Origin of the sequence: Pantoea phyllosphaerae, assembly GCF_051025595.1 — a bacterium.
Taxonomy (GTDB): domain Bacteria; phylum Pseudomonadota; class Gammaproteobacteria; order Enterobacterales; family Enterobacteriaceae; genus Pantoea.
This window is the reverse complement of record NZ_JBPFDE010000008.1, coordinates 190,934-209,209: the sequence shown is the minus strand read 5'-3', so window position 1 is coordinate 209,209 and position 18,276 is coordinate 190,934. Positions and strand designations below refer to the sequence as shown.

17 protein-coding genes are annotated in these 18,276 nt (G+C 55.4%); 9 read left to right on the top strand and 8 right to left on the bottom strand.

Annotation, left to right across the window (positions count from 1 at the left end; all coding sequences use genetic code 11):
* Window positions 1–621 precede the first annotated feature (621 nt).
* Window positions 622–993 (bottom strand): winged helix-turn-helix transcriptional regulator, encoded by a 372-nt coding sequence (locus ACR6A7_RS13025; protein ID WP_434125278.1) that lies wholly within the window; start codon window positions 991–993, stop codon window positions 622–624.
* A gap of 103 nt (window positions 994–1,096) precedes the next feature.
* Between ACR6A7_RS13025 and ACR6A7_RS13020 the strand changes: the two genes are divergently transcribed.
* From ACR6A7_RS13020 to ACR6A7_RS13005, 4 genes are all read left to right on the top strand, one after another.
* Window positions 1,097–1,951 (top strand): SDR family oxidoreductase, encoded by an 855-nt coding sequence (locus ACR6A7_RS13020; protein ID WP_434125277.1) that lies wholly within the window; start codon window positions 1,097–1,099, stop codon window positions 1,949–1,951.
* Window positions 1,952–2,170: 219 nt separating this feature from the next.
* Window positions 2,171–3,271 carry an NADH:flavin oxidoreductase/NADH oxidase gene (locus ACR6A7_RS13015; protein ID WP_434125276.1) on the top strand — a complete coding sequence of 367 codons (1,101 nt, stop codon included), beginning with the start codon at window positions 2,171–2,173 and terminating at the stop codon, window positions 3,269–3,271.
* A gap of 370 nt (window positions 3,272–3,641) precedes the next feature.
* Complete coding sequence (locus tag ACR6A7_RS13010) at window positions 3,642–5,300, top strand: alpha,alpha-trehalase (RefSeq protein ID WP_434125303.1); 1,659 nt, start codon at window positions 3,642–3,644, stop codon at window positions 5,298–5,300.
* Between the two features lie 103 nt (window positions 5,301–5,403).
* Window positions 5,404–6,357 (top strand): aliphatic sulfonate ABC transporter substrate-binding protein, encoded by a 954-nt coding sequence (locus ACR6A7_RS13005; protein WP_434125275.1) that lies wholly within the window; start codon window positions 5,404–5,406, stop codon window positions 6,355–6,357.
* An 831-nt stretch (window positions 6,358–7,188) separates the two neighbouring features.
* On the opposite strand, the gene ACR6A7_RS13000 is transcribed toward ACR6A7_RS13005, so the two are convergent.
* Window positions 7,189–7,353: a con-10 family general stress protein gene (locus ACR6A7_RS13000; RefSeq protein WP_311783835.1), complete on the bottom strand. Its 165-nt coding sequence runs from the start codon at window positions 7,351–7,353 to the stop codon at window positions 7,189–7,191.
* 599 nt (window positions 7,354–7,952) lie between these two features.
* Window positions 7,953–8,774, bottom strand: coding sequence for an alpha/beta fold hydrolase (locus ACR6A7_RS12995; RefSeq protein WP_434125273.1), 822 nt, complete (start codon window positions 8,772–8,774; stop codon window positions 7,953–7,955).
* A gap of 238 nt (window positions 8,775–9,012) precedes the next feature.
* On the opposite strand from ACR6A7_RS12995, the gene ACR6A7_RS12990 reads away from it, so the two are divergent.
* A complete protein-coding gene (locus tag ACR6A7_RS12990) occupies window positions 9,013–10,602 on the top strand; it encodes an MFS transporter (RefSeq protein ID WP_434125272.1) in 1,590 nt (529 codons plus the stop codon).
* Window positions 10,603–10,621: 19 nt separating this feature from the next.
* Here the strand turns inward: ACR6A7_RS12990 and ACR6A7_RS12985 are convergent, their stop codons facing one another.
* Entirely contained in the window at window positions 10,622–11,530 is a 909-nt protein-coding gene (locus ACR6A7_RS12985; protein WP_434125270.1) for a LysR substrate-binding domain-containing protein, read from the bottom strand.
* Between the two features lie 132 nt (window positions 11,531–11,662).
* Here ACR6A7_RS12985 and ACR6A7_RS12980 point away from each other — a divergent pair, with 132 nt between their 5' ends.
* Window positions 11,663–12,217 (top strand): antibiotic biosynthesis monooxygenase, encoded by a 555-nt coding sequence (locus tag ACR6A7_RS12980; RefSeq protein WP_434125269.1) that lies wholly within the window; start codon window positions 11,663–11,665, stop codon window positions 12,215–12,217.
* 17 nt (window positions 12,218–12,234) lie between these two features.
* On the opposite strand, the gene ACR6A7_RS12975 is transcribed toward ACR6A7_RS12980, so the two are convergent.
* Window positions 12,235–13,179: a diguanylate cyclase domain-containing protein gene (locus ACR6A7_RS12975; protein WP_434125268.1), complete on the bottom strand. Its 945-nt coding sequence runs from the start codon at window positions 13,177–13,179 to the stop codon at window positions 12,235–12,237.
* Window positions 13,180–13,420: 241 nt separating this feature from the next.
* Between ACR6A7_RS12975 and ACR6A7_RS12970 the strand changes: the two genes are divergently transcribed.
* The 3 genes from ACR6A7_RS12970 (at window position 13,421) to ACR6A7_RS12960 (ending at window position 15,936) form a co-directional block, all read left to right on the top strand.
* Window positions 13,421–14,206, top strand: coding sequence for an MBL fold metallo-hydrolase (locus ACR6A7_RS12970; protein ID WP_434125267.1), 786 nt, complete (start codon window positions 13,421–13,423; stop codon window positions 14,204–14,206).
* Window positions 14,207–14,278: 72 nt separating this feature from the next.
* Window positions 14,279–14,803: a TetR/AcrR family transcriptional regulator gene (locus ACR6A7_RS12965; protein WP_434125266.1), complete on the top strand. Its 525-nt coding sequence runs from the start codon at window positions 14,279–14,281 to the stop codon at window positions 14,801–14,803.
* The gene (locus ACR6A7_RS12960; RefSeq protein ID WP_434125265.1) at window positions 14,800–15,936 is read left to right on the top strand and encodes an MFS transporter; all 1,137 of its coding nucleotides are present in this window, start codon (window positions 14,800–14,802) and stop codon (window positions 15,934–15,936) included. Before ACR6A7_RS12965 ends, ACR6A7_RS12960 begins: the two co-directional genes overlap by 4 nt.
* Window positions 15,937–16,106: 170 nt before the next feature.
* Here the strand turns inward: ACR6A7_RS12960 and ACR6A7_RS12955 are convergent, their stop codons facing one another.
* From ACR6A7_RS12955 to ACR6A7_RS12945, 3 genes are read right to left on the bottom strand one after another with little or no spacing between them, the layout of a single operon-like run.
* Window positions 16,107–17,369, bottom strand: coding sequence for a TcdA/TcdB catalytic glycosyltransferase domain-containing protein (locus ACR6A7_RS12955; protein WP_434125263.1), 1,263 nt, complete (start codon window positions 17,367–17,369; stop codon window positions 16,107–16,109).
* 59 nt (window positions 17,370–17,428) lie between these two features.
* Window positions 17,429–17,701: a hypothetical protein gene (locus ACR6A7_RS12950; protein ID WP_434125262.1), complete on the bottom strand. Its 273-nt coding sequence runs from the start codon at window positions 17,699–17,701 to the stop codon at window positions 17,429–17,431.
* Window positions 17,702–17,760: 59 nt separating this feature from the next.
* Window positions 17,761–18,048 (bottom strand): hypothetical protein, encoded by a 288-nt coding sequence (locus tag ACR6A7_RS12945; protein WP_434125261.1) that lies wholly within the window; start codon window positions 18,046–18,048, stop codon window positions 17,761–17,763.
* Between the last annotated feature and the right edge of the window lie 228 nt (window positions 18,049–18,276).

The following is an 18,276-nucleotide window of genomic DNA, read 5'->3' as shown; positions in this document are numbered from 1 at the left end:
TACTTATAGTTAACAACTAAAGCACAGCGTTAATATTTACGCTGCGCTTAAGCCACTTGCTGACGCAAATTTATAAGAACTTGCGCCTGACAAACAGAAACAGTCTGGGATGCAAAAACTATAACAGCGTTTTTTGATTTTGGTCATTGTTTTTGTCCGCAATCACCTATTTTAATGCCCTACTTTAGGTTAATTGACAGGCGTCAATGTGACATCTTTGTTATTTATTGTTGCATGATTACGGCGGAGGGGAATCCAGGCGGCGTAGCGACGCTTTCCTGACGCAACGCCCTGTTTGAGCATGTTATTTTATCTATACCCACAGCTGAAAAGCGGTCAATTTTGCGGTTCGTTGTGACGCTTAATGACAGTAAATTAAGCATTTAGGTGATTAAGAATTCTTTTTAAGGCGTTACGTTTAAAAAACCTGATTTATTGCCCCTGGCCATTATTGCCATTTCCGCCACGTTTAATTAAGTCGCCGCGCAAGCATGAAATAAAGTTGTTAATAACAATCAGAGGTTGCGCAGCGGGAATAAAGGCATCAGCGCCGTTTTTTATTCAGGACGAATATTGCCCGTGCCTCTTTGCCTGCCGTCGCGCTGCCAGGCGGCAACGCCGTCAGGCTTTTTTCCGCTGCGCCAGAATCCGGTCCACGTTGAGCTCCAGCCAGTCCGCCAGGCCAACCACCTGCCCTTCCAGCTCGCGGCCGAGCGGCGTCAGGCGATATTCTACATGTGGCGGCACGACGTTATAGGCGATGCGCTCGACGAAGCCGTCCTCTTCCATATGGCGCAGCGTCTGCGCCAGCATGCGCTCGCTGACGCCGCCGACCGCGCGGCGCAGTTCGCTAAAGCGCAGCCTGTCATTACGCAGCGCGAGAAAAATCAGTACGCTCCAGCGGCTGGTAACGCGCTTAAGCACATCGCGCGACGGGCAGTTGACGTTAAGCAGTTCGCCGCGGCTAAATTTTTCACTTATTTTTTCAGACATTTAATCTTGTTTCTCTAAACTAACAAAGCTGTAAGTACTTACGAAAAGTTAGCTTATATCCTACTCTTGCGTTCGACAACGACAAACGCAAAGGAGAGAGAAAATGATTGCAGTGACAGGCGCAACTGGCCAGCTAGGCCGTCTGGTGATTGAAGCCCTGCTGAAAAAAGTGCCGGCAGAGCAGATCGTCGCCGCCGTGCGTTCGCCGGAAAAAGCCGCAGACCTGGCGGCGAAAGGCGTGACGGTGCGTAAGGCGGACTACAGCCAGCCGGATACCCTGATGTCCGCTTTTTCCGGCGTGGATAAGCTGCTGCTGATCTCTGGCAGCGAAGTAGGTCAGCGCGAAGCGCAGCATAAAGCGGTGATTAACGCGGCTAAATCAGCCAGCGTAAAATTTATCGCCTACACCAGCCTGCTGCACGCCGACAGCTCGCCGCTGGGCCTCGGCGACGAACATCGCGCCACCGAAGCGCTGCTGCAGGCCTCCGGCATCCCGTTCGCGCTGCTGCGCAACGGCTGGTACACCGAGAACTACGCGGCCAGCATCGCGCCGGCGCTGACGCATCACGCCTTTATCGGATCGGCTGGCGAAGGACGCATCGCCTCGGCGGCGCGCCAGGATTACGCCGAAGCGGCGGCAGAGGTGATCAGCCGCGACGATCAGGCGGGCAAAATCTATGAGCTAGCGGGCGACGACAGCTATACGCTGGCGGAATTCGCCGCAGAGATTGCGCGCCAGTCCGGCGAGCAGGTGGAATACGTTAACCTCTCTCCCGCCGAATTTGCCGCTGCGCTGAAAGGCGCTGGCCTGCCGGACGGCCTGGCGGAGATGCTGGCGGATTCCGACAAGGGCGCGTCGCAGGGCGGCCTGTTCGACGACTCACGCAGCCTGAGCAAGCTGATTGGCCGCGCCACCACGCCTTATCAGGAGGTCATTAAGGCGGCGCTGGCAAAATAAGGCGGAAACGGAAGCGCGCCGCGGATCAGACGCCTGAATCCGTCCGCGTCGCGCCTCTGACGCAGCACAGGGAGCGTAGGCTGCGTTAAAGGTCTCAGGATACATTGCATGGCGAATCGGCCCTGATGTTTCCCCTCTCCAACGTCGCCTGTGACGCTTTGGCGACGTGCGCTGACGGGAAAATCAGCGGCTGAAATCTCACACAATCAAGAGGGTGCTATGTCTCTGTTTTCTGAATTTCGTCTGAAAGAGGTGACGCTGCGCAACCGCATTGCGGTGCCGCCTATGTGCCAGTACAGCGCCGAGCAGGGCCAGGTCAACGACTGGCACCGCGTGCACTACGCGGCGCTGGCGCGCGGTGGCGCGAGCCTGGTGATTGTCGAAGCGACCGCCGTTTCGCCAGAAGGCCGCATCACTCCGGGCTGTCTGGGCTTATGGAATGATGCGCAGGCCGAAGGGCTGGCGCAGGTCGCCCAGGCGATCAAAGCGGCGGGGGCCGTGCCGGGCATTCAGATTGGTCATGCCGGTCGTAAAGCGAGTGCCAACAAACCCTGGGAAGGCGATGACCATATCGCAGCTGACGACGGACGCGGCTGGGAGACCCTCTCCCCTTCCGCCGTTGCCTTCGGCCATAACCTGCCGCAGGTGCCGCGCGCCATGACGCTCGACGATATTGCGCGCGTGCGCAACGACTTCGTGCAGGCGGCCATCCGCGCGCGCGACGCGGGCTATGAGTGGCTGGAACTGCACTTCGCTCACGGCTATCTGGCGCAGAGCTTTTTCTCGGTGCACGCCAACCAGCGCACCGATGAGTACGGCGGCGACGCCGCGGGCCGCAGCCGCTTCCTGCGCGAAACCTTCGACGCAGTGCGTGCAGTCTGGCCGGAAAATCTGCCGCTAACCGCGCGCTTTGGCGTGCTGGAGTATGACGGCCGCGACGAAGAGACGCTGGCGGAAGCGATCGACCTGACGCGCTACTGGCGCGCTAACGGTCTGGACCTGCTGAGCGTTAGCGTCGGCTTTTCCACGCCGGACGCCACTATTCCGTGGGGCACGCCTGCTTTTCTGGCGCCGATTGCCGAGCGGATTCGCCGCGAGGCGGATATCGCCGTTGCCTCAGCATGGGGCATTGATGCGCCGCAGATCGCCAACGCTACCGTCGAGAAAGGCCAGCTTGATCTGGTGATGGTCGGCCGCGCGCACCTGAAGAATCCGCACTGGCCTTATCAGGCGGCGCTGGCGCTCGACAAGCCGCAGCCATCATGGGTACTGCCTGCGCCGTATGCACACTGGCTGGAACGCTACCGCGTCAGCGAGTAAAACAGCATCACTTTTAAAGCGCGACAAGCCACGCCGCATCCCTGTATGCGGCTGGCAGAAGAGCACCATCGCTAACTGTGCAAAAATGCCACAAATTGCTCAATCCACAGCGCAGCGGCAACGTCGGTTTTTGTCAATTTTTGCCGCTTTTTTTCAACTCTGCGCGATTTATTTCTGTTCCTGAAAGATTACTCCTAAATAGATGTTTTAAGCGCAGCGCGTTATTTGCTTGATAAGCAGAGCAATTCCGCTAAATAACCCATTGATAGACAATTTTTATTACGTTCATAGATATTCTGCATTGTTGTTTGGGGCCGCCATAAGTCTATAATTTTTCTTTTATGCAACCCTCAGACTCAAGGAGGCCGCTATTAATACTTATCGCCAGCAACTCAACGCATTCGATGAGGTTCGCAAAGGGGCGGAAGTTGAGTATCAATACGATCCCCACGAGCTCAAGCTTAATCGTATGCAGGATTCGGAGCCGGAACCGGAGCTGATTGAAGGCCTACCGGCGCCTGACGCGCTCACGCCTGCCGATCGCTACATGGAGCTGTTCGAGCATGTGCAGATGTCGCGCATCTTCGAAGACAGCAAAACCTTTCCGGACTGCTCGCCTAAATACGATCCGCTGGATGTGTTAATGCGCTATCGTCGTCAGAAACGCAGCCGTGATTTCGATCTGGCGCGTTTTGTGGCGGACCATTTTTATTTGCCGGCGATAAACGAAAGTTTTTATGTTTCGAATCCAGATAAAACCCTGAACGAGCATATCGACGCGCTATGGCCGGTGCTAACCAAAATGCCGCAGCAGCATTTGCCGCACTCGTCGCTGCTGCCGCTGCCGAAACCTTACGTGGTGCCAGGCGGCCGCTTTGGCGAGACCTACTACTGGGACTCCTACTTCACCATGCTCGGCCTGGCGGAGAGCGGACGCGACGATTTGCTGCGCCATATGGCGGACAATTTCGCATGGCTGATCGATAACTACGGCCATATTCCCAACGGCAACCGCACCTACTACCTGAGCCGTTCACAGCCGCCGGTCTTCGCGCTGATGGTCGAGCTGTTTGAAGAAGATGGCGTGCGCGGCGCGAAGCGTTATCTCGACCAGCTGATGAAAGAGTATCAGTTCTGGATGGATGGGGCCGGCTCGCTGATGCCGCGTCAGGCTTATCGCCACGTGGTGCGTATGGCTGACGGCTCGCTGCTGAACCGCTACTGGGACGACCGCGATACGCCGCGTGATGAGTCCTGGATCGAAGATGTCGAGACGGCGCGCCACTCCAGCCGACCGGCGAATGAAGTCTATCGCGATCTGCGCGCGGGCGCGGCATCCGGCTGGGACTACTCCTCCCGCTGGCTGCGCGATCCTAAACGTCTGGCCAGCATTCGCACCACGCAGTTCATCCCGATCGATCTGAACGCGTTTCTCTACAAGCTGGAGCTGATGATCGCCACGCTTTCCCATGCGAAAGGCGAAGAGCTAACCGCGCTGGCATGGCAGAAGAAAGCGGAAACGCGCAAACGCGCAATTAACCGCTACCTGTGGGACAGCACGGCAGGCGTCTACCGCGACTACGACTGGCGCCGCGAGCGCTTCGGCGCCTTTACTGCTGCCGCTGTAGTGCCGCTGTTTGTTGGCCTGGCAACGCCGAAACAGGCGCACCTGCAGGCTATCGCGCTGCGTCAGCTGCTGCTGACCAGTGGCGGACTGGTCGCTTCAATGGTCGAAAGCGGCGAGCAGTGGGACAAACCCAACGGCTGGGCACCGCTGCAGTGGATGGCAGTCATCGGGCTCAACCAGTATGGCGAAGAGACGCTGGCGACAGAGATTGCCGTCAACTGGCTTACCACGGTGAACAACTTCTATCAGCTGCACCATAAGCTGGTAGAGAAATATGACATCAGCGGCGATCGCGCCCGTCCCGGCGGCGGCGGCGAATATCCGCTGCAGGATGGCTTTGGCTGGACCAACGGCGTCACGCGTCGTCTGATGACGATGTATGGCCATCTGATGGCCGATTAGCGTATTTCCGCGCTGGCGCAAAGCTTATGCGAAAAAGGCGTTTAGCGCGTCCCTGACGCGCTTTTATCATCAGTCTGATGATCCCTCTCTCACAGGAACGCCCATGAAACCTTTTCGTCCCTTACTGGGCGGTGCGCTGTTGCTCACCGCCCTTTTCTCATTCTCTACGCACGCAGATGAAACCCTTCGTATCGGGTATCAGAAATCCTCTACCCTGCTGACGCTGATCAAGCAGCGCGGCGATCTCGACAAAGCTCTGGCGGCGCAGGGTATTAAAGTAAGCTGGCATGAATTCTCCAGCGGACTGCCGCTGCTGGAGGCGCTCAATCTCAACAACGTCGATCTTTCCGCCGACGTTGCCGACACCGTGCCGCTGTTCGCCCAGGCGGCGGGCGCGAACCTCACCTACTATGCGCGTGAAACAGCATCGCCGGCAGCGCAGGCGATTCTGGTGCCTGCCGATTCGCCAATAAACAGGCTACAGGATTTAAAGGGGAAAAAGATCGCCGTGACCAAAGCGGCGGGCAGCCACTATCTGCTGATTGCCGCCCTTAAGAAAGCAGGGCTGAGCGTCAGCGAGGTTTCGCCCGCCTGGCTGACGCCCGCTGACGGACGCGCGGCGCTGGAGAACGGCAGCGTTGCTGCCTGGGTTACCTGGGAGCCCTACGTCACCAGCGCTCAGGTAGAACAGCACGCACGCGTGCTCGCCAGCGGCAACGGGCTGGCGAACTATCAGCGCTACTATCTTGCGTCAACGCCCTACGCCAGCGCGCATCCGCAGGTACTGAACAGCGTTTATCAGGCGCTTAAACAGGAAGCCGCCTGGCTGAAAGCGAATCCTGCCCAGGCGGCGGCACAGCTTTCGCCGCTGTGGGGCAAACTGCCTGCTGCGACGATTGAGAAGGCAAATGCCCAGCGCAGTTACCAGGTTGAGCCGGTGAAAAAAAGCGATCTGGCGGAGCAGCAGATCATCGCCGATGCCTTCTACAATGCGAAGCTGCTGCCAACGCGCATTGATGCGCAGGCGCCAGACGTCTGGCAGCCCGCAGCGCCCTGATCTTTTCGCTGGCTCAGTCGAGCCAGCACCCTTAGCCTGCCATCCATAACAGATAGTAAGTACATACTTTCGATAAAAAGCTTGATATATCTGGATTGAGACGCAAATTTTATTTAGTTTGCTTTCTTGCGTTTTATCCAGATCGCTTTTCGCACTACACCAGAGATATTTAAAATATGGCGGTTAACGCCATTACCCTACTCTCAGTCGCTGACATCGAGCTGATGTTAATGGGCCTCTCTCTCAGGCAAAACCTAATCAAACAGTCTGCGACCTCGCGCTGGACAGGCTGGCCGTTATCCGCTGCGGCTGAATCTTTTTTTCTGCGTGAAGGCGAGAGTTTCCATAAGAGCCGCGGCCTTCATTTTATCGCGATAAAATGCGTCGGTTTCCTCGCCACAATTTTATAAAAAATGAAAGCGCTATTAAGCAAAAGTGGCATACAGAATACATTTTTCTATCTACAGCAAGGAGTTAGCTAAATTTACTTTCTCTCCTGCTGCAGCAGTTAAACGTCACTCTCTCACGCATAATTGTACAAGCTGCAGGAACTTGTATAAATTAAAGCGGTTTTTGAATAAACGTTATCAGTCGCGCAGCGCCATATCAGTGTGAAAGTTAACTTTACTGCTGCGCCAGCTTGACAAAAAAACAATAAAAAACCGGACAGGGAAAAGACCGAGTCCGGTTTAATTATGGCGATCCTGATTCTCAAAGAAAGGCAGGAATATGCTCTTGTCAAATGTGTTTCACAAGGAGAACTAAAAGAGAAAAAAGATGAGTCACCCGCGGTCAGATGCTGACAGCTATCACATCTAACTTACTGATATTTCAGCCACGACGGCTAATCTTACCTCCTTTCCGACCGGCTTCGATTGCGCGCTCAGGGTTATTTTTGAAATTGCCGCCGCTCTTCTGGCCGCCTTTTCTACCTGCTTCTGCTGCACGCTCACGATCTACCGCAAAGTTCCCGGCTCCACCACGATATTGAGACATACTGTGTTCCTCTTAAGGATTAATAATAAAAATATCACAGCCTACGCTTCATCAGCGTCGATGGCGCAGGGTTAAATGTAGCTTTTAAAAATAATGGATCAAGTACTGCTTGCCAGCGAATAACAAAAAGTTGTCGGCAACAACAAACAAATCAACGTGCCAACTGTTTCTTGATGAAATCGTGTTTCCCCGTTATTAGCGTGAAAAAATCCTCGTTTCCTTTCGGTTATTCAGCTTTATAAAGGCGAAAAGCAGCGCTATTTAACTTTCGCTCTGGAGAAATGGCATTAGTTAAGCGAAGCGTGAAAGAGAGGAGCTGAGCTTATTTAAGCGAGACGATTGATCATAAAATGATCATTTTTCGTATAAAAATAAGATAATTCCTCACTCAACAGGTGAGGCGTAAAAGGGTAATAAAGCGAAGCGGTATAAAAAGCCGTAGCCTCTGTTAGAGAATTAAAAACGATCAATAAACAATCTGACCTTTAGCTTATTGAAGTTGCGGTTTCCTGAACTTTATTTAGCGCACGCGCGTTAAGCGAAGCGTAAATAAAAAACGCCCGTACGGGCGTTTAGCGTCAGATTTACAGAAAGTGTGATTAATGCTGCTGTAGAAACGCCAGCAGGTCCTGATTAAGCTGATCCTGATGCGTTGCGGCGAAACCGTGCGGGCCGTTGTCGTAAACCTTGAGCTCCGATCCGGCGATCAGCTCGTGCGCCAGCTTGCCGGTCGCTTCAAACGGCACGATCTGGTCGTTGCTGCCGTGAATAATCAGCGTCGGCACGTCTACTTTCGCCACGTCGCCGCGGAAATCGGTTTGCGAGAAGGCGGTAACGCAGTCGAGAGTGCCTTTCAGCGACGCCAGCAGCGCGATATTCAACGTCTGCGTCAGCACGCCGTCGGAGACGGTCTGCCCCGCGTTAAGCCCATAGAAAGGCGTGGCGAACTCTTTGATAAACTGCGCGCGATCTTTCCGCAGCCCGGCGATAATACCGTCGAACACCGCTTTTTCCGGCCCTTCGGGGTGATCGGCGGTCTGACCGAAGATCGGCGTGACCGCGCCGAGCAGCACCAGGCTTTTCACTTTCTCCGTGCCGTAACGGCCGATATAGCGCGTCACGTCGCCGCCGCCCATAGAGAAGCCCACCAGCGTCACGTCGCTCAGCCCCAGATGTTCAATCAGACCGTGAATATCCTCGGCAAAGGTATCGTAGTCGTAACCTTCCCACGGCTGATCGGAACGACCAAAACCACGACGGTCGAAAGCAATCGCACGGTAGCCATTTTCGGCCAGGTGAACCAGCTGGCTCTCCCACATATCAGCATCGAGCGGCCAGCCGTGGCTGAACAGAACGGGCTGCCCTTTGCCGTAGTCTTTGAAGTAAATGCTTACGCCATCTTTCGTCGTGAAGGTGCTCATTTCGGGTCTCCGTTATCAGTGAGGTTGTGTCTCGCTAATCAAGCTAACCTGGACGTACCATAAAACCTAAAGCAGAAATTTTAATAAGTCGTTAAACAATTTTAGCGACTGAGGTTGTGCAAAAATCCTGGGCAAGTTGCCGCAGATATTCCGCTATCAAGCCTGGCAGAGCCCCCGTAATGTTCCAGCTATCGCCACTTAATCACGCTGCGCCACCCCGCGCGGCCGGAGACAGAAGATGAGCCAGAATATGATCCCTACGCCTGCGGGCGGCGCTTTCTCCCCTTTTCGCTACGCCATGTTCGCCCTGATATGGAGCGCTTCGGTGCTGGGTAATACCGGCAGTTTTATCCGCGACGTCGCCAGCTCCTGGCTGATTACCGGCCTGTCAGATAATCCCGCCGCGGTGGCGCTGATGCAGACCGCCGCCACGCTGCCGGTGTTTTTGCTGGCGCTGCCGGCGGGCGTGCTGTCCGATATTTTTGACCGTCGCCGCCTGCTGATTGCGATTCAGATACTGATGGCCAGCGTCAGCGGCGCGCTGCTGATCCTCTCCCACAACAACTGGCTCACGGCGGAGTGGCTGATTGGGCTGACCTTCGTCGGCGGCATCGGCGCGGCGCTGTTTGGGCCAGCCTGGCAGGCGATCGTGCCGGAACTGGTGCCGCGCCAGGAGATGAAAAACGCGGTCGCGCTTAATTCGCTCGGCATTAATATCGCGCGCGCCATCGGTCCAGCGACTGGCGGGCTGCTGCTGGCGAGCCTTGGCGCGATGGCGGCCTACGGCGCAGATGTCGCCAGCTACTTTATCGTTATCGCCGCCCTGCTGTGCTGGCAACGCCCGGCGAAAGCGCAGGATGCGCTGAACGAGCACTTCTTCGGCGCCTTTCGCGCCGGATTGCGATACGTCAAAGCGAGTCGCGAGCTGCACCGCGTGCTGTTTCGCGCCGCGATGTTCTTTATCTTCGCCAGCGCGCTCTGGGCGCTGCTGCCGCTGGTGGCGCGCCAGCTGCTACAGGGCACGGCGGGATTTTACGGCATGATGCTCGGCGCGGTGGGCATCGGCGCGATTGCCGGCGCGCTATTGCTGCCGCGTCTGCGCGCCAGTATGAGCGCCGATGCGCTGCTGCTGCTCGCCGCCGCCATCAACGGGCTGGTGATGCTCGGCTTAGCGCTGACGCCGCCGCAGTGGCTGGCGCTGGTGCTGATGCTGGTACTGGGCAGCGGCTGGATTGTGGCGCTGACCACGCTGAACGGCGTCGCCCAGGCGGTGCTGCCGGACTGGGTGCGCGGCCGCGGGCTGGCGGTCTATCTGATGGTGTTTAACGGCGCGCTGGCGGGCGGCAGCCTGCTGTGGGGCCTGGTGGCGCAGCAGGCGGGCGTCGTCGCGACGCTGGTGGTAGCGGCGGCAGCGCTGATGCTGAGCGCGCTGCTGCTGCGTCGCAAAACGCTGCCGCAGGGCGAGGCGGATCTGCAGCCCGCGCTGCACTGGCAGGAACCGGCGGTGGCGCAAAGCATCGACGCGCATCGCGGCCCGGTGATGGTGCAGATCCACTACCGCGTGGCGGAAGAGGATCGCCCCGCCTTCCTGGCGGCCATCAATAAGCTGGCGCTGGCGCGTCGCCGCGATGGCGCTTACGCCTGGGGCGTAATGTCGCATACGGAGGACGCGGCGTGGATTCAGGAGTGGTTTTTAGTGGAATCCTGGCAGGAGCATCTGCGTCAGCATCAGCGCGTATCAAAAGCGGACGCGGCGCTGCAGGCGGCGGTGCTGGCGTTCCATCAGGACGAAGGCGCGCCGAAAGCGCACCATTTTATCTCGCTCTAGCCTCAGACGCGCTTTGCGCTCAGGGCGCGGCGTAGATGTCGCGCAGCCCCTCCAGGGTTTGCAGCCTTTCGCGCCACCAGCGCGCCGCATTGCCGCTGGCGCGCTCATTCCATGCCATATAAGCCATATCGCGCCGCGTTTCGCTGTCGAGCCGGCGCGCCACCAGCGTGCCGTCCGCCAAGTGCGGCGCGGCGAGGTAGCTCGGCAGATAGCCGCAACCCAGGCCCGCCAGCTGCGCCTGCAGCTTGGCATGAAAGTCGTGCACGCTCAGCGTCTTCTGTTCATCCAGCACGCGCAGATCGACGCCGGCGCCGTGGCGCGAGGAGTCGTGCACCGTCACCGCGCGATACTGGCGTATCTGCTCGCGCAGCAGCGGCTCCGGCATCTGCGCCAGCGGATGGTCTGGTGCGACGGCAAAAACATAGTCGAGCCAGCCCAGCGCCACGCAGCCGATATCTTTGCGCGTCGCGGGCTCCTGCACCGCGCCGAACACCAGATCCGCCTCGCCGTAGCTCAGCGCCTCCCAGCAGCCCGCCAGCACGTCCTGACGAAACTGCAGTTGCGTATGGGGATGCTGCTGATAGAACGCGTCAATCAGCGGCGACAGCAGGGAAAACGGCACTGAGGCGTCGACGCTGATGGTCAGATTGCTCTCCCAGCCGCTCTCGACGTAGCGCGCCTGCTGCTCCAGCTCGTTGACGGCGCGCAGCAGCGTGCGCCCTTTTTCCAGCATTAGCCGTCCGGTTGGGGTAAAAGTGGCGCGGTGACCCGAGCGATCGAGCAGCGTGATCTTCATGTCCGCTTCCATCTTCTGCACCGTATAGCTCAGCGCCGACGCGGTTTTAAACAGCCGCGCCGCCGCAGCGGCGAAGGTGCCGTGACGGTCGAGCGCATCCAGAATCAGCAGCGCCTCGAGGTTTAATCGCATGCCTCAGCTCTCCCCAAAAATTGTTGAACAACAACCCAAAATCATTCCGCTAACAATAAAAGTTCTCATCTCCTATTTTTGTATCCAACAGCGCTACTGCTGTAAATCACTTTCAACGCGCCGGGAGGCGATATGAACAATTATCAGGCCAGTCACGTTACGCTGGTGATCACTCATAGCGTTCAGGCGGAGAAAGAGCAGGCTTATGAGCAGTGGCTGGAACAGATCATGCCGCAGGCGGCGCAGTTTCCTGGCCATCTGGGGGTGAACGTGCTGCGTCCGGTGCACGGCGAAAGCGTCTATACCGTGCTGATCCGCTTCGACAGCCTCGATAACTTATTCAACTGGAGCCAGTCCGAGGCACGCAAGAAGCTGATTGCCGAACTGCCGCAGCTGCTCTCCGGCCCGGAGCATATCGACGTGCGCCCCGGCGCCGCATTCTGGTTCACGCCCGCCAGAAAGGCGACGCCGCGTCCGGCGAAGTGGAAACAGTATCTGCTGACGTTAGGCGTGATTTTCCCTTCGACCCTGCTGATCCCGCCGCTCTGGGCCGCGCTAATACCCGCCAGCCGCGGCACGCTATGGGGACATTTTCTAGGCGATGCGACCGTGGTCGCGCTGGTGGTCTGGCTGTGGATGCCGCTGCTGACGCGCTTGTTTAAAAACTGGCTGCTGCCGCGAGGATAGCCGTGGAGTCTGGCGGATTAGCCCAGCCCGATGCCGTTTTTCCCGTTACGCTTAATGCGATACATCGCCTCGTCGGCGCGGCTCACCGCCGCGCTGAATCCCTCCTGCGGCTGCGCCTGTACGATGCCGATCGAAGCGCCGATGGTCGCCGTGCCGTTCTCCAGCTCAAACGGGGCCAGCGCCGCCTGCAGGCAGGCGCGGCTTACCTGCTCAACCCGCGGATCGTCCTGACCGTACGGCATCAGCAGCACAAACTCGTCGCCGCCCAGCCGCCCCGCCAGGATTGGCTCAGGGCACACCGCGCTCAGGCGCTGGCTGAGCTGGATCAGCAGGCGGTCACCGCTGCGATGGCCGAAGGTGTCGTTCACATGCTTGAAATCATCAAGATCGATAAAGGCGACGCAGAGCGCGCACGCGCTGCGCATCTGGATGAAGGCGTTGCGCAAGGCGTGACGGTTGGCGAGCTGCGTCAGGGGATCGTGATTCGCCAGCATCGCCAGCTGTGATTCGTACTGCTTCTCTTTGGTCATGTCGATATGGGTGCCGGTGACCTTCAGCGGTCTGCCCTGCTCATCCCACTCGCTGATGCGGCCGCGATCCAGCACCCAGGTGACGCCGCCGTTTTTGGCGATCATCCGGTGCAGCGCCTCATAGTAAGGCGCCTTGCCTTCGAGATGGTCATAAAACGCTTTCAGCACCTCGTCGGCATCGTCGGGATGCAGGCTCTCTCGCCATTCGGAGAACAGCGCCCTGCTCTCTTTCGGCTGATAGCCCAGCATCGCCCCCCAGCGCCGGTTGAAGATCACCAGCTTGCCCGAGGGAATATCCAGCTGCCACAGGCAAAGGCCGGTGCCATCCAGCGCCGCGTCGAGTTTGCTGCGGGCGTCGTGCGCTATACGCTTGAGTCGCGCATTATGCTTTTTCAAAATCTGTATCTGCTGGCGCAGCGCTTCGTCAGACATGGCACGCGGAGGTTAAGAAATAAGATGTATTTTGCCTGTGCGGATATTTCTGTAAAGAGAGGCGCTGGAAACGTGATCAGCCGCGCTTTATCGGCTTAAGCGCAAGATTTTATCCGGTTTAAATCACAGTTTCCGCATAGTCAGCGGCAGCGCGCGCGAAATCTGCCTCTTGCAGGGCGATCCTTCGCCTGCGCGCTCAACGGCTATAGTCAGAGTAACCTTTATTCCGGAGAAGAAAAGCATGCAACTTTGCGCCACCTGCGGCACCGCCTACGCTGAGGTTTCGCCGCAGCGCTGTAAAATCTGCGAGGACGAGCGGCAGTGGGTGCCCGCCGCCGGACAGCAGTGGATCGATTTTGCCGCGCTTACCCGCAGCCATCAGAACAAATGGCAGCAGCTTGAGCCGGGCCTGCTCGGCATCAAAACCGTGCCGAACTTCGCCATTGGCCAGCGCGCGCTGCTGCTGCGCAGCGGCGGCGGCGGCAATATTCTCTGGGACTGCATCGCCAACCTGGATCCCGCCACCGTCCAGCTGATCCATGCGATCGGCGGGCTTTCAGCTATCGCTATTTCGCATCCGCACTACTACACCACGATGCAGGCGTGGGCGGAGGAGTTTAATGCGCCGATCTATCTGCACGCCGACGATTGTCAATGGGTGATGCGCGACAGCGACGCCATTCATTTCTGGCAGGGCGAGACGCTGCCGCTAAACAGCGAGGTCGATATCGTGCGCCTCGGCGGCCATTTCGCCGGCGGCTGCGTGCTGCACTGGAAAGCCAACGGCGGCGTGATGCTGGCGGGCGATATTTTTCAGGTCACGCCAGGCAAAGATGCAGTCTCCTTTATGTGGAGCTATCCCAATATGCTGCCGCTCTCCGCCGCAACGGTAAGCGAAATGCTGCGCCGCTGCGACGCGCTGGCCTTTTCCCGGCTTTACGGCGCCTTCGAAGGCCAGGATATCATCCAGCAGGCGAAGGCCATCGTGAGGCAATCCGGGGCGCGTTATCTGCGCTGCCTGGCGTAATCTGGCCCTGTCGGAAAAATAAATCGCCGCCGCCATTACGCAAAAGTAAAACGATCGGTTTACCTTTAAAAGATGAACAAACGCGACGATATTTTGCAGGCGGCCGAAAGGCTGTTCTACAACAACGGCTTTCATGCCACCAGCACCGACCAGATTTGCCGGGAAGCGGGCGTCTCCACGCGCACGCTCTATCATCACTTTTCCTCGCGCGAAGCGCTGACCATCAGCGTGATGGCGGCGCGCCGGACGCGATTTTTTGCCGACCTGCTGCCTGCGCAGCATCCGCAGGCGCTGCGGCGGCTGTTTGAGGCGCTGGGGGAATGGACAGAGCAGTATGGCGCGCAAGGCTGCTTTTTTATCAAAGCCTGGGGCGAATATGCGGAGAAAGACGCGATGCTGGCGGCGCACGCGCTCGACTATCGCTATGCGCTGCGTCGCTATATCGGCGACTGCGTGGCAGATGAGCGCCTGGCGAACGCGGTGTGGATGCTGTTTGAGGGCGCGGTCATCTCGGCGCTGATGCTCGGCGCGGATGCGGCGAACCATGCGGGCGACGCCGCCGCACGGCTGATGCTGCCGACTGAGGTGCGACCATGAGAACGGCGACTGCGCTGGGTGTCACTGGCTTTTCGCTGATTGCCGTCACCTACGGCATGGCACGCTTTGCGTGGGGGCTGATGATGCCGGCGGCAAGGCAGGAAGTGCCGTTTGATGTTCATCTTGCCGGGATCATTACCGCCTGCAGCTACCTCTCTTATTGTCTTGCTACCGCCGCAGCCCCCGGGCTAGTGGCGCGGTTTGGTGCCCGAAAAACGGCTTACCTTGCCGCGCTCTGCGCCGCAGGCGGATTACTGCTGCTTGCCTGCGCTTTTGCGCCGCTAATGCTCGCTGGCGGGCTGTTTATCGCTGGACTGAGTGCCGGCCTCGCTTCGCCTGCTATCGCCAGCGCGGTCAGCACCGGCGTGCCGCCTGCGCAGCAGGATTCCGCCAATACCGCCATCAATGCCGGCACCAGCGCGGGCATTATGCTCTCCGTGCCCGTGCTGATGCTGCTGCCCGGCGGCTGGCGTGCTGCCTGCGTTGCCTTTGCGCTGCTGGCTTTACTGTGCCTGCTGCTGGCGCGACGCTATTTGCCTGAAGATCGCCGTGGGCACGATGCCGATCGCCCCCGCTGGCGCGATCTGATGCGGCAGCGATCGCTGTTACGGCTGGCGCTTGTTGCTTTTATTAGCGGATCCGCCAGCGCCGCCTGGTGGAGCTTCGGCCCCGATATTCTGCGTAATCATCTGCATCTCGACGCGCGCGCCAGCAGCCTGCTGTGGCTGACCAGCGGCGGCGCGGGCATTGCGGGCGCGCTGACCGGGGCGGCGCGGCGCGCCCTTAGCCTGGCGCAGATCTATCGGCTGTCGCAGCTCTGCCTGGCGCTGCCGCTGCTGCTGCTGGCGAGCCTGAAGGGCTTTTCATGGTGGCTGTTTCCCGCCGTAGCGCTGGGCGGGGCGGGCTACGTGACGCTTTCTGGCGTGCTGCTGGTGTATGGCGCGGCCGCCACGCCAGCTTCAGCGGCGGCAGGCGTAAGCGTGGCGTTCTTTATGCTGGCGGCGGGTCAGGTTGCCGGATCCGCGCTGTTTGGCGCGGCCTATGCGGGCCTGGGGGCAGGCACGGCGCTGCTGGGGTTTGCCGCGCTGGCGCCAGGGATGATGCTGCTGCTGCCTTACAATCCTGAAAACTGATTGTTAAGCAGAAAGTAAGCGAGTGCGGGAAAAAGCAAAACGATCATGAAAAAAACGCTTTACTAAACCCAGGTTCTCTATAACTCTCTCATTTTTTAATTAATTATCAAGTTACCTCTGAAATAAAAACCATTCAATTAGTTGATTTAAAACCACCTTTATTCACTTCATTACTTCCTCCATGAGGAAATCAAACCTTCAGGAGTGTCCATATTATGCTGAAAGAAAGCCACGCCAAAAATGTCATTATGCATATCTAAAGCTATAGAGACGGGATCTGTTAACTCGTCCGAATCAATTAAGACATAAGCCAGTCCAAGCAAAACTTCAACTATCAATCCCGGCCCTGTTAAAACTGAAGTCACCTTATAATTTTTATCTATTAATTCAGTTCGCCAGCTTAAAAGACGCGAAAGATACTCTTCATTTTCGCCACATCTGTTATAACGATTAAAAATACAGTCTTTCTTCTCCAGAAATCTGTATCTCTTTTTCATTGTACGGAGGATGATATTTATAGACTTGGCCTTGGGATGAGAAGCAATAATATTATTAAAGTAAATCCCTTTTAGCTTCTTAACGGCACCTAGAAATAATAAATTTTTATGAACATACAACTTACCTAAAGGCAAAATATTTTTTATAGAAAATTGAGATAGGTCAAAATCAACTGACTCAAGCAGATCTTTGTGTAAAACCTTATCGCAATAAGAAAAAAAATCAGAATCATTTTTATCATAAGATGATAGCTTATTTAATAAGCGCCTGGTTTTGAATAAGTTCAAAATCTCATTTTCTGCATTATTTGCATCAATTATAAACTCATTCGATTTTTTAAATAAGTTATCAATGTAGGGTAATGTATCCACATCAATATACATCCCACCAAACTTATAGATAATTAAAAGCCTTACTATGTCACTTGCGCTAGCCAAATTACCGCGCAAAATAATTTCATAATAATAAAAAAGCTTAAACTTTGCCAGATCACCCTCAAACAATTCGTTAATGTCGTGAAATGCCACACCCATCCTTTTTATTACCGGATTTAAGTGTTTTCGAGGGAGTTTTACGCAAGAGATGCCAACTTCGTGAAAAAAATCAATTAGACAATCATCAAATATACCCCCCCGGGAAATACTAGTCATTATATATCTAAAAGCTTGATTCCTGATGTATATTTCAGCATCAATTTTATCATGAAAACCTTTGAGTTCTATATGATTTTTAACTATATCGTTAAACGCGTAACTTAATGAACATCTTGAATCATACCAAAAGTACACTTGTTTATCTAAATTGGTTTTTTTCCATATTTCGATGTAATTTGGATGAAATTTATTTGTGTCACCAACCCATACGAAATGCAGCAAGTCTGGAATACAAACCTTGCATCCTGGAGATTTACTAATATCTGACATTTTGTATTTCACTATTAAGTCCATTTAATATTGATAATTACTCTCTAATGCAAATTAACAGGATTACTACATCAATACGTCCTGACTATATAAATAACGGCCATAAAAACAACAACTAGCGCACAGATTAAGATACTACCTGAGAAATCTTTTAAAGAATTTAGATAACCATCATTAAACTCAGCAAATTTTGTCACTGCTTCAACTTCGTTGTCCGCCTCAACTTCAATATGGTGTTTTTTATAGCCCCTTTCTTTCATGTTTTTTTTGACCGCTACGGTAATTAAATCTTTCTGTATAGCTTTAAGAAAATTACTTTTGTAAAAAAAAACATATTTATTCATGACAGCCACCTTAAAAGCACAGAGCATTGGCTCTGCGCTTCATTTCTCCAGGTAATTAATTAATGGTTATCACCTGCATGGCGTGCATCTGCATTGTAACCGTGTGTATTACTACCATAACCATTACCAGTGCTCGTCCCACCCCAGAACCCACTTGCGCCAGAGCCACTACCATATGGGAAATTTTGAGATAAAAAAGACTGAAGACTATGATTACCACTATTCCCACCGGTGTTGCTTTGTCCGGAACGAGAGCCACCATTAGTGGCTGAATGGTGACCGCTTCCGTCTACATCTGCCCATCCACCCGATATAGAATCCAGTTGGTTACTTAAAATATTTTTCATTAAAGTTCTCCTTAACTTTAAACGACCTGAAATGGTCAATATTCATGCTAACACTAAAAAAAAGCTGATAAAACTTTTTTAATCATATTTAAATTTAAGAATACTTTAATCACTTTACAGGCAATACATACACGCAAAGCGTCAAATCCCCTGCCTCAAGCAAGCAAGAACAAATCACTTTAAAATTATTAATTTATAGAACATCTTATCGGATATCAAACATCATAT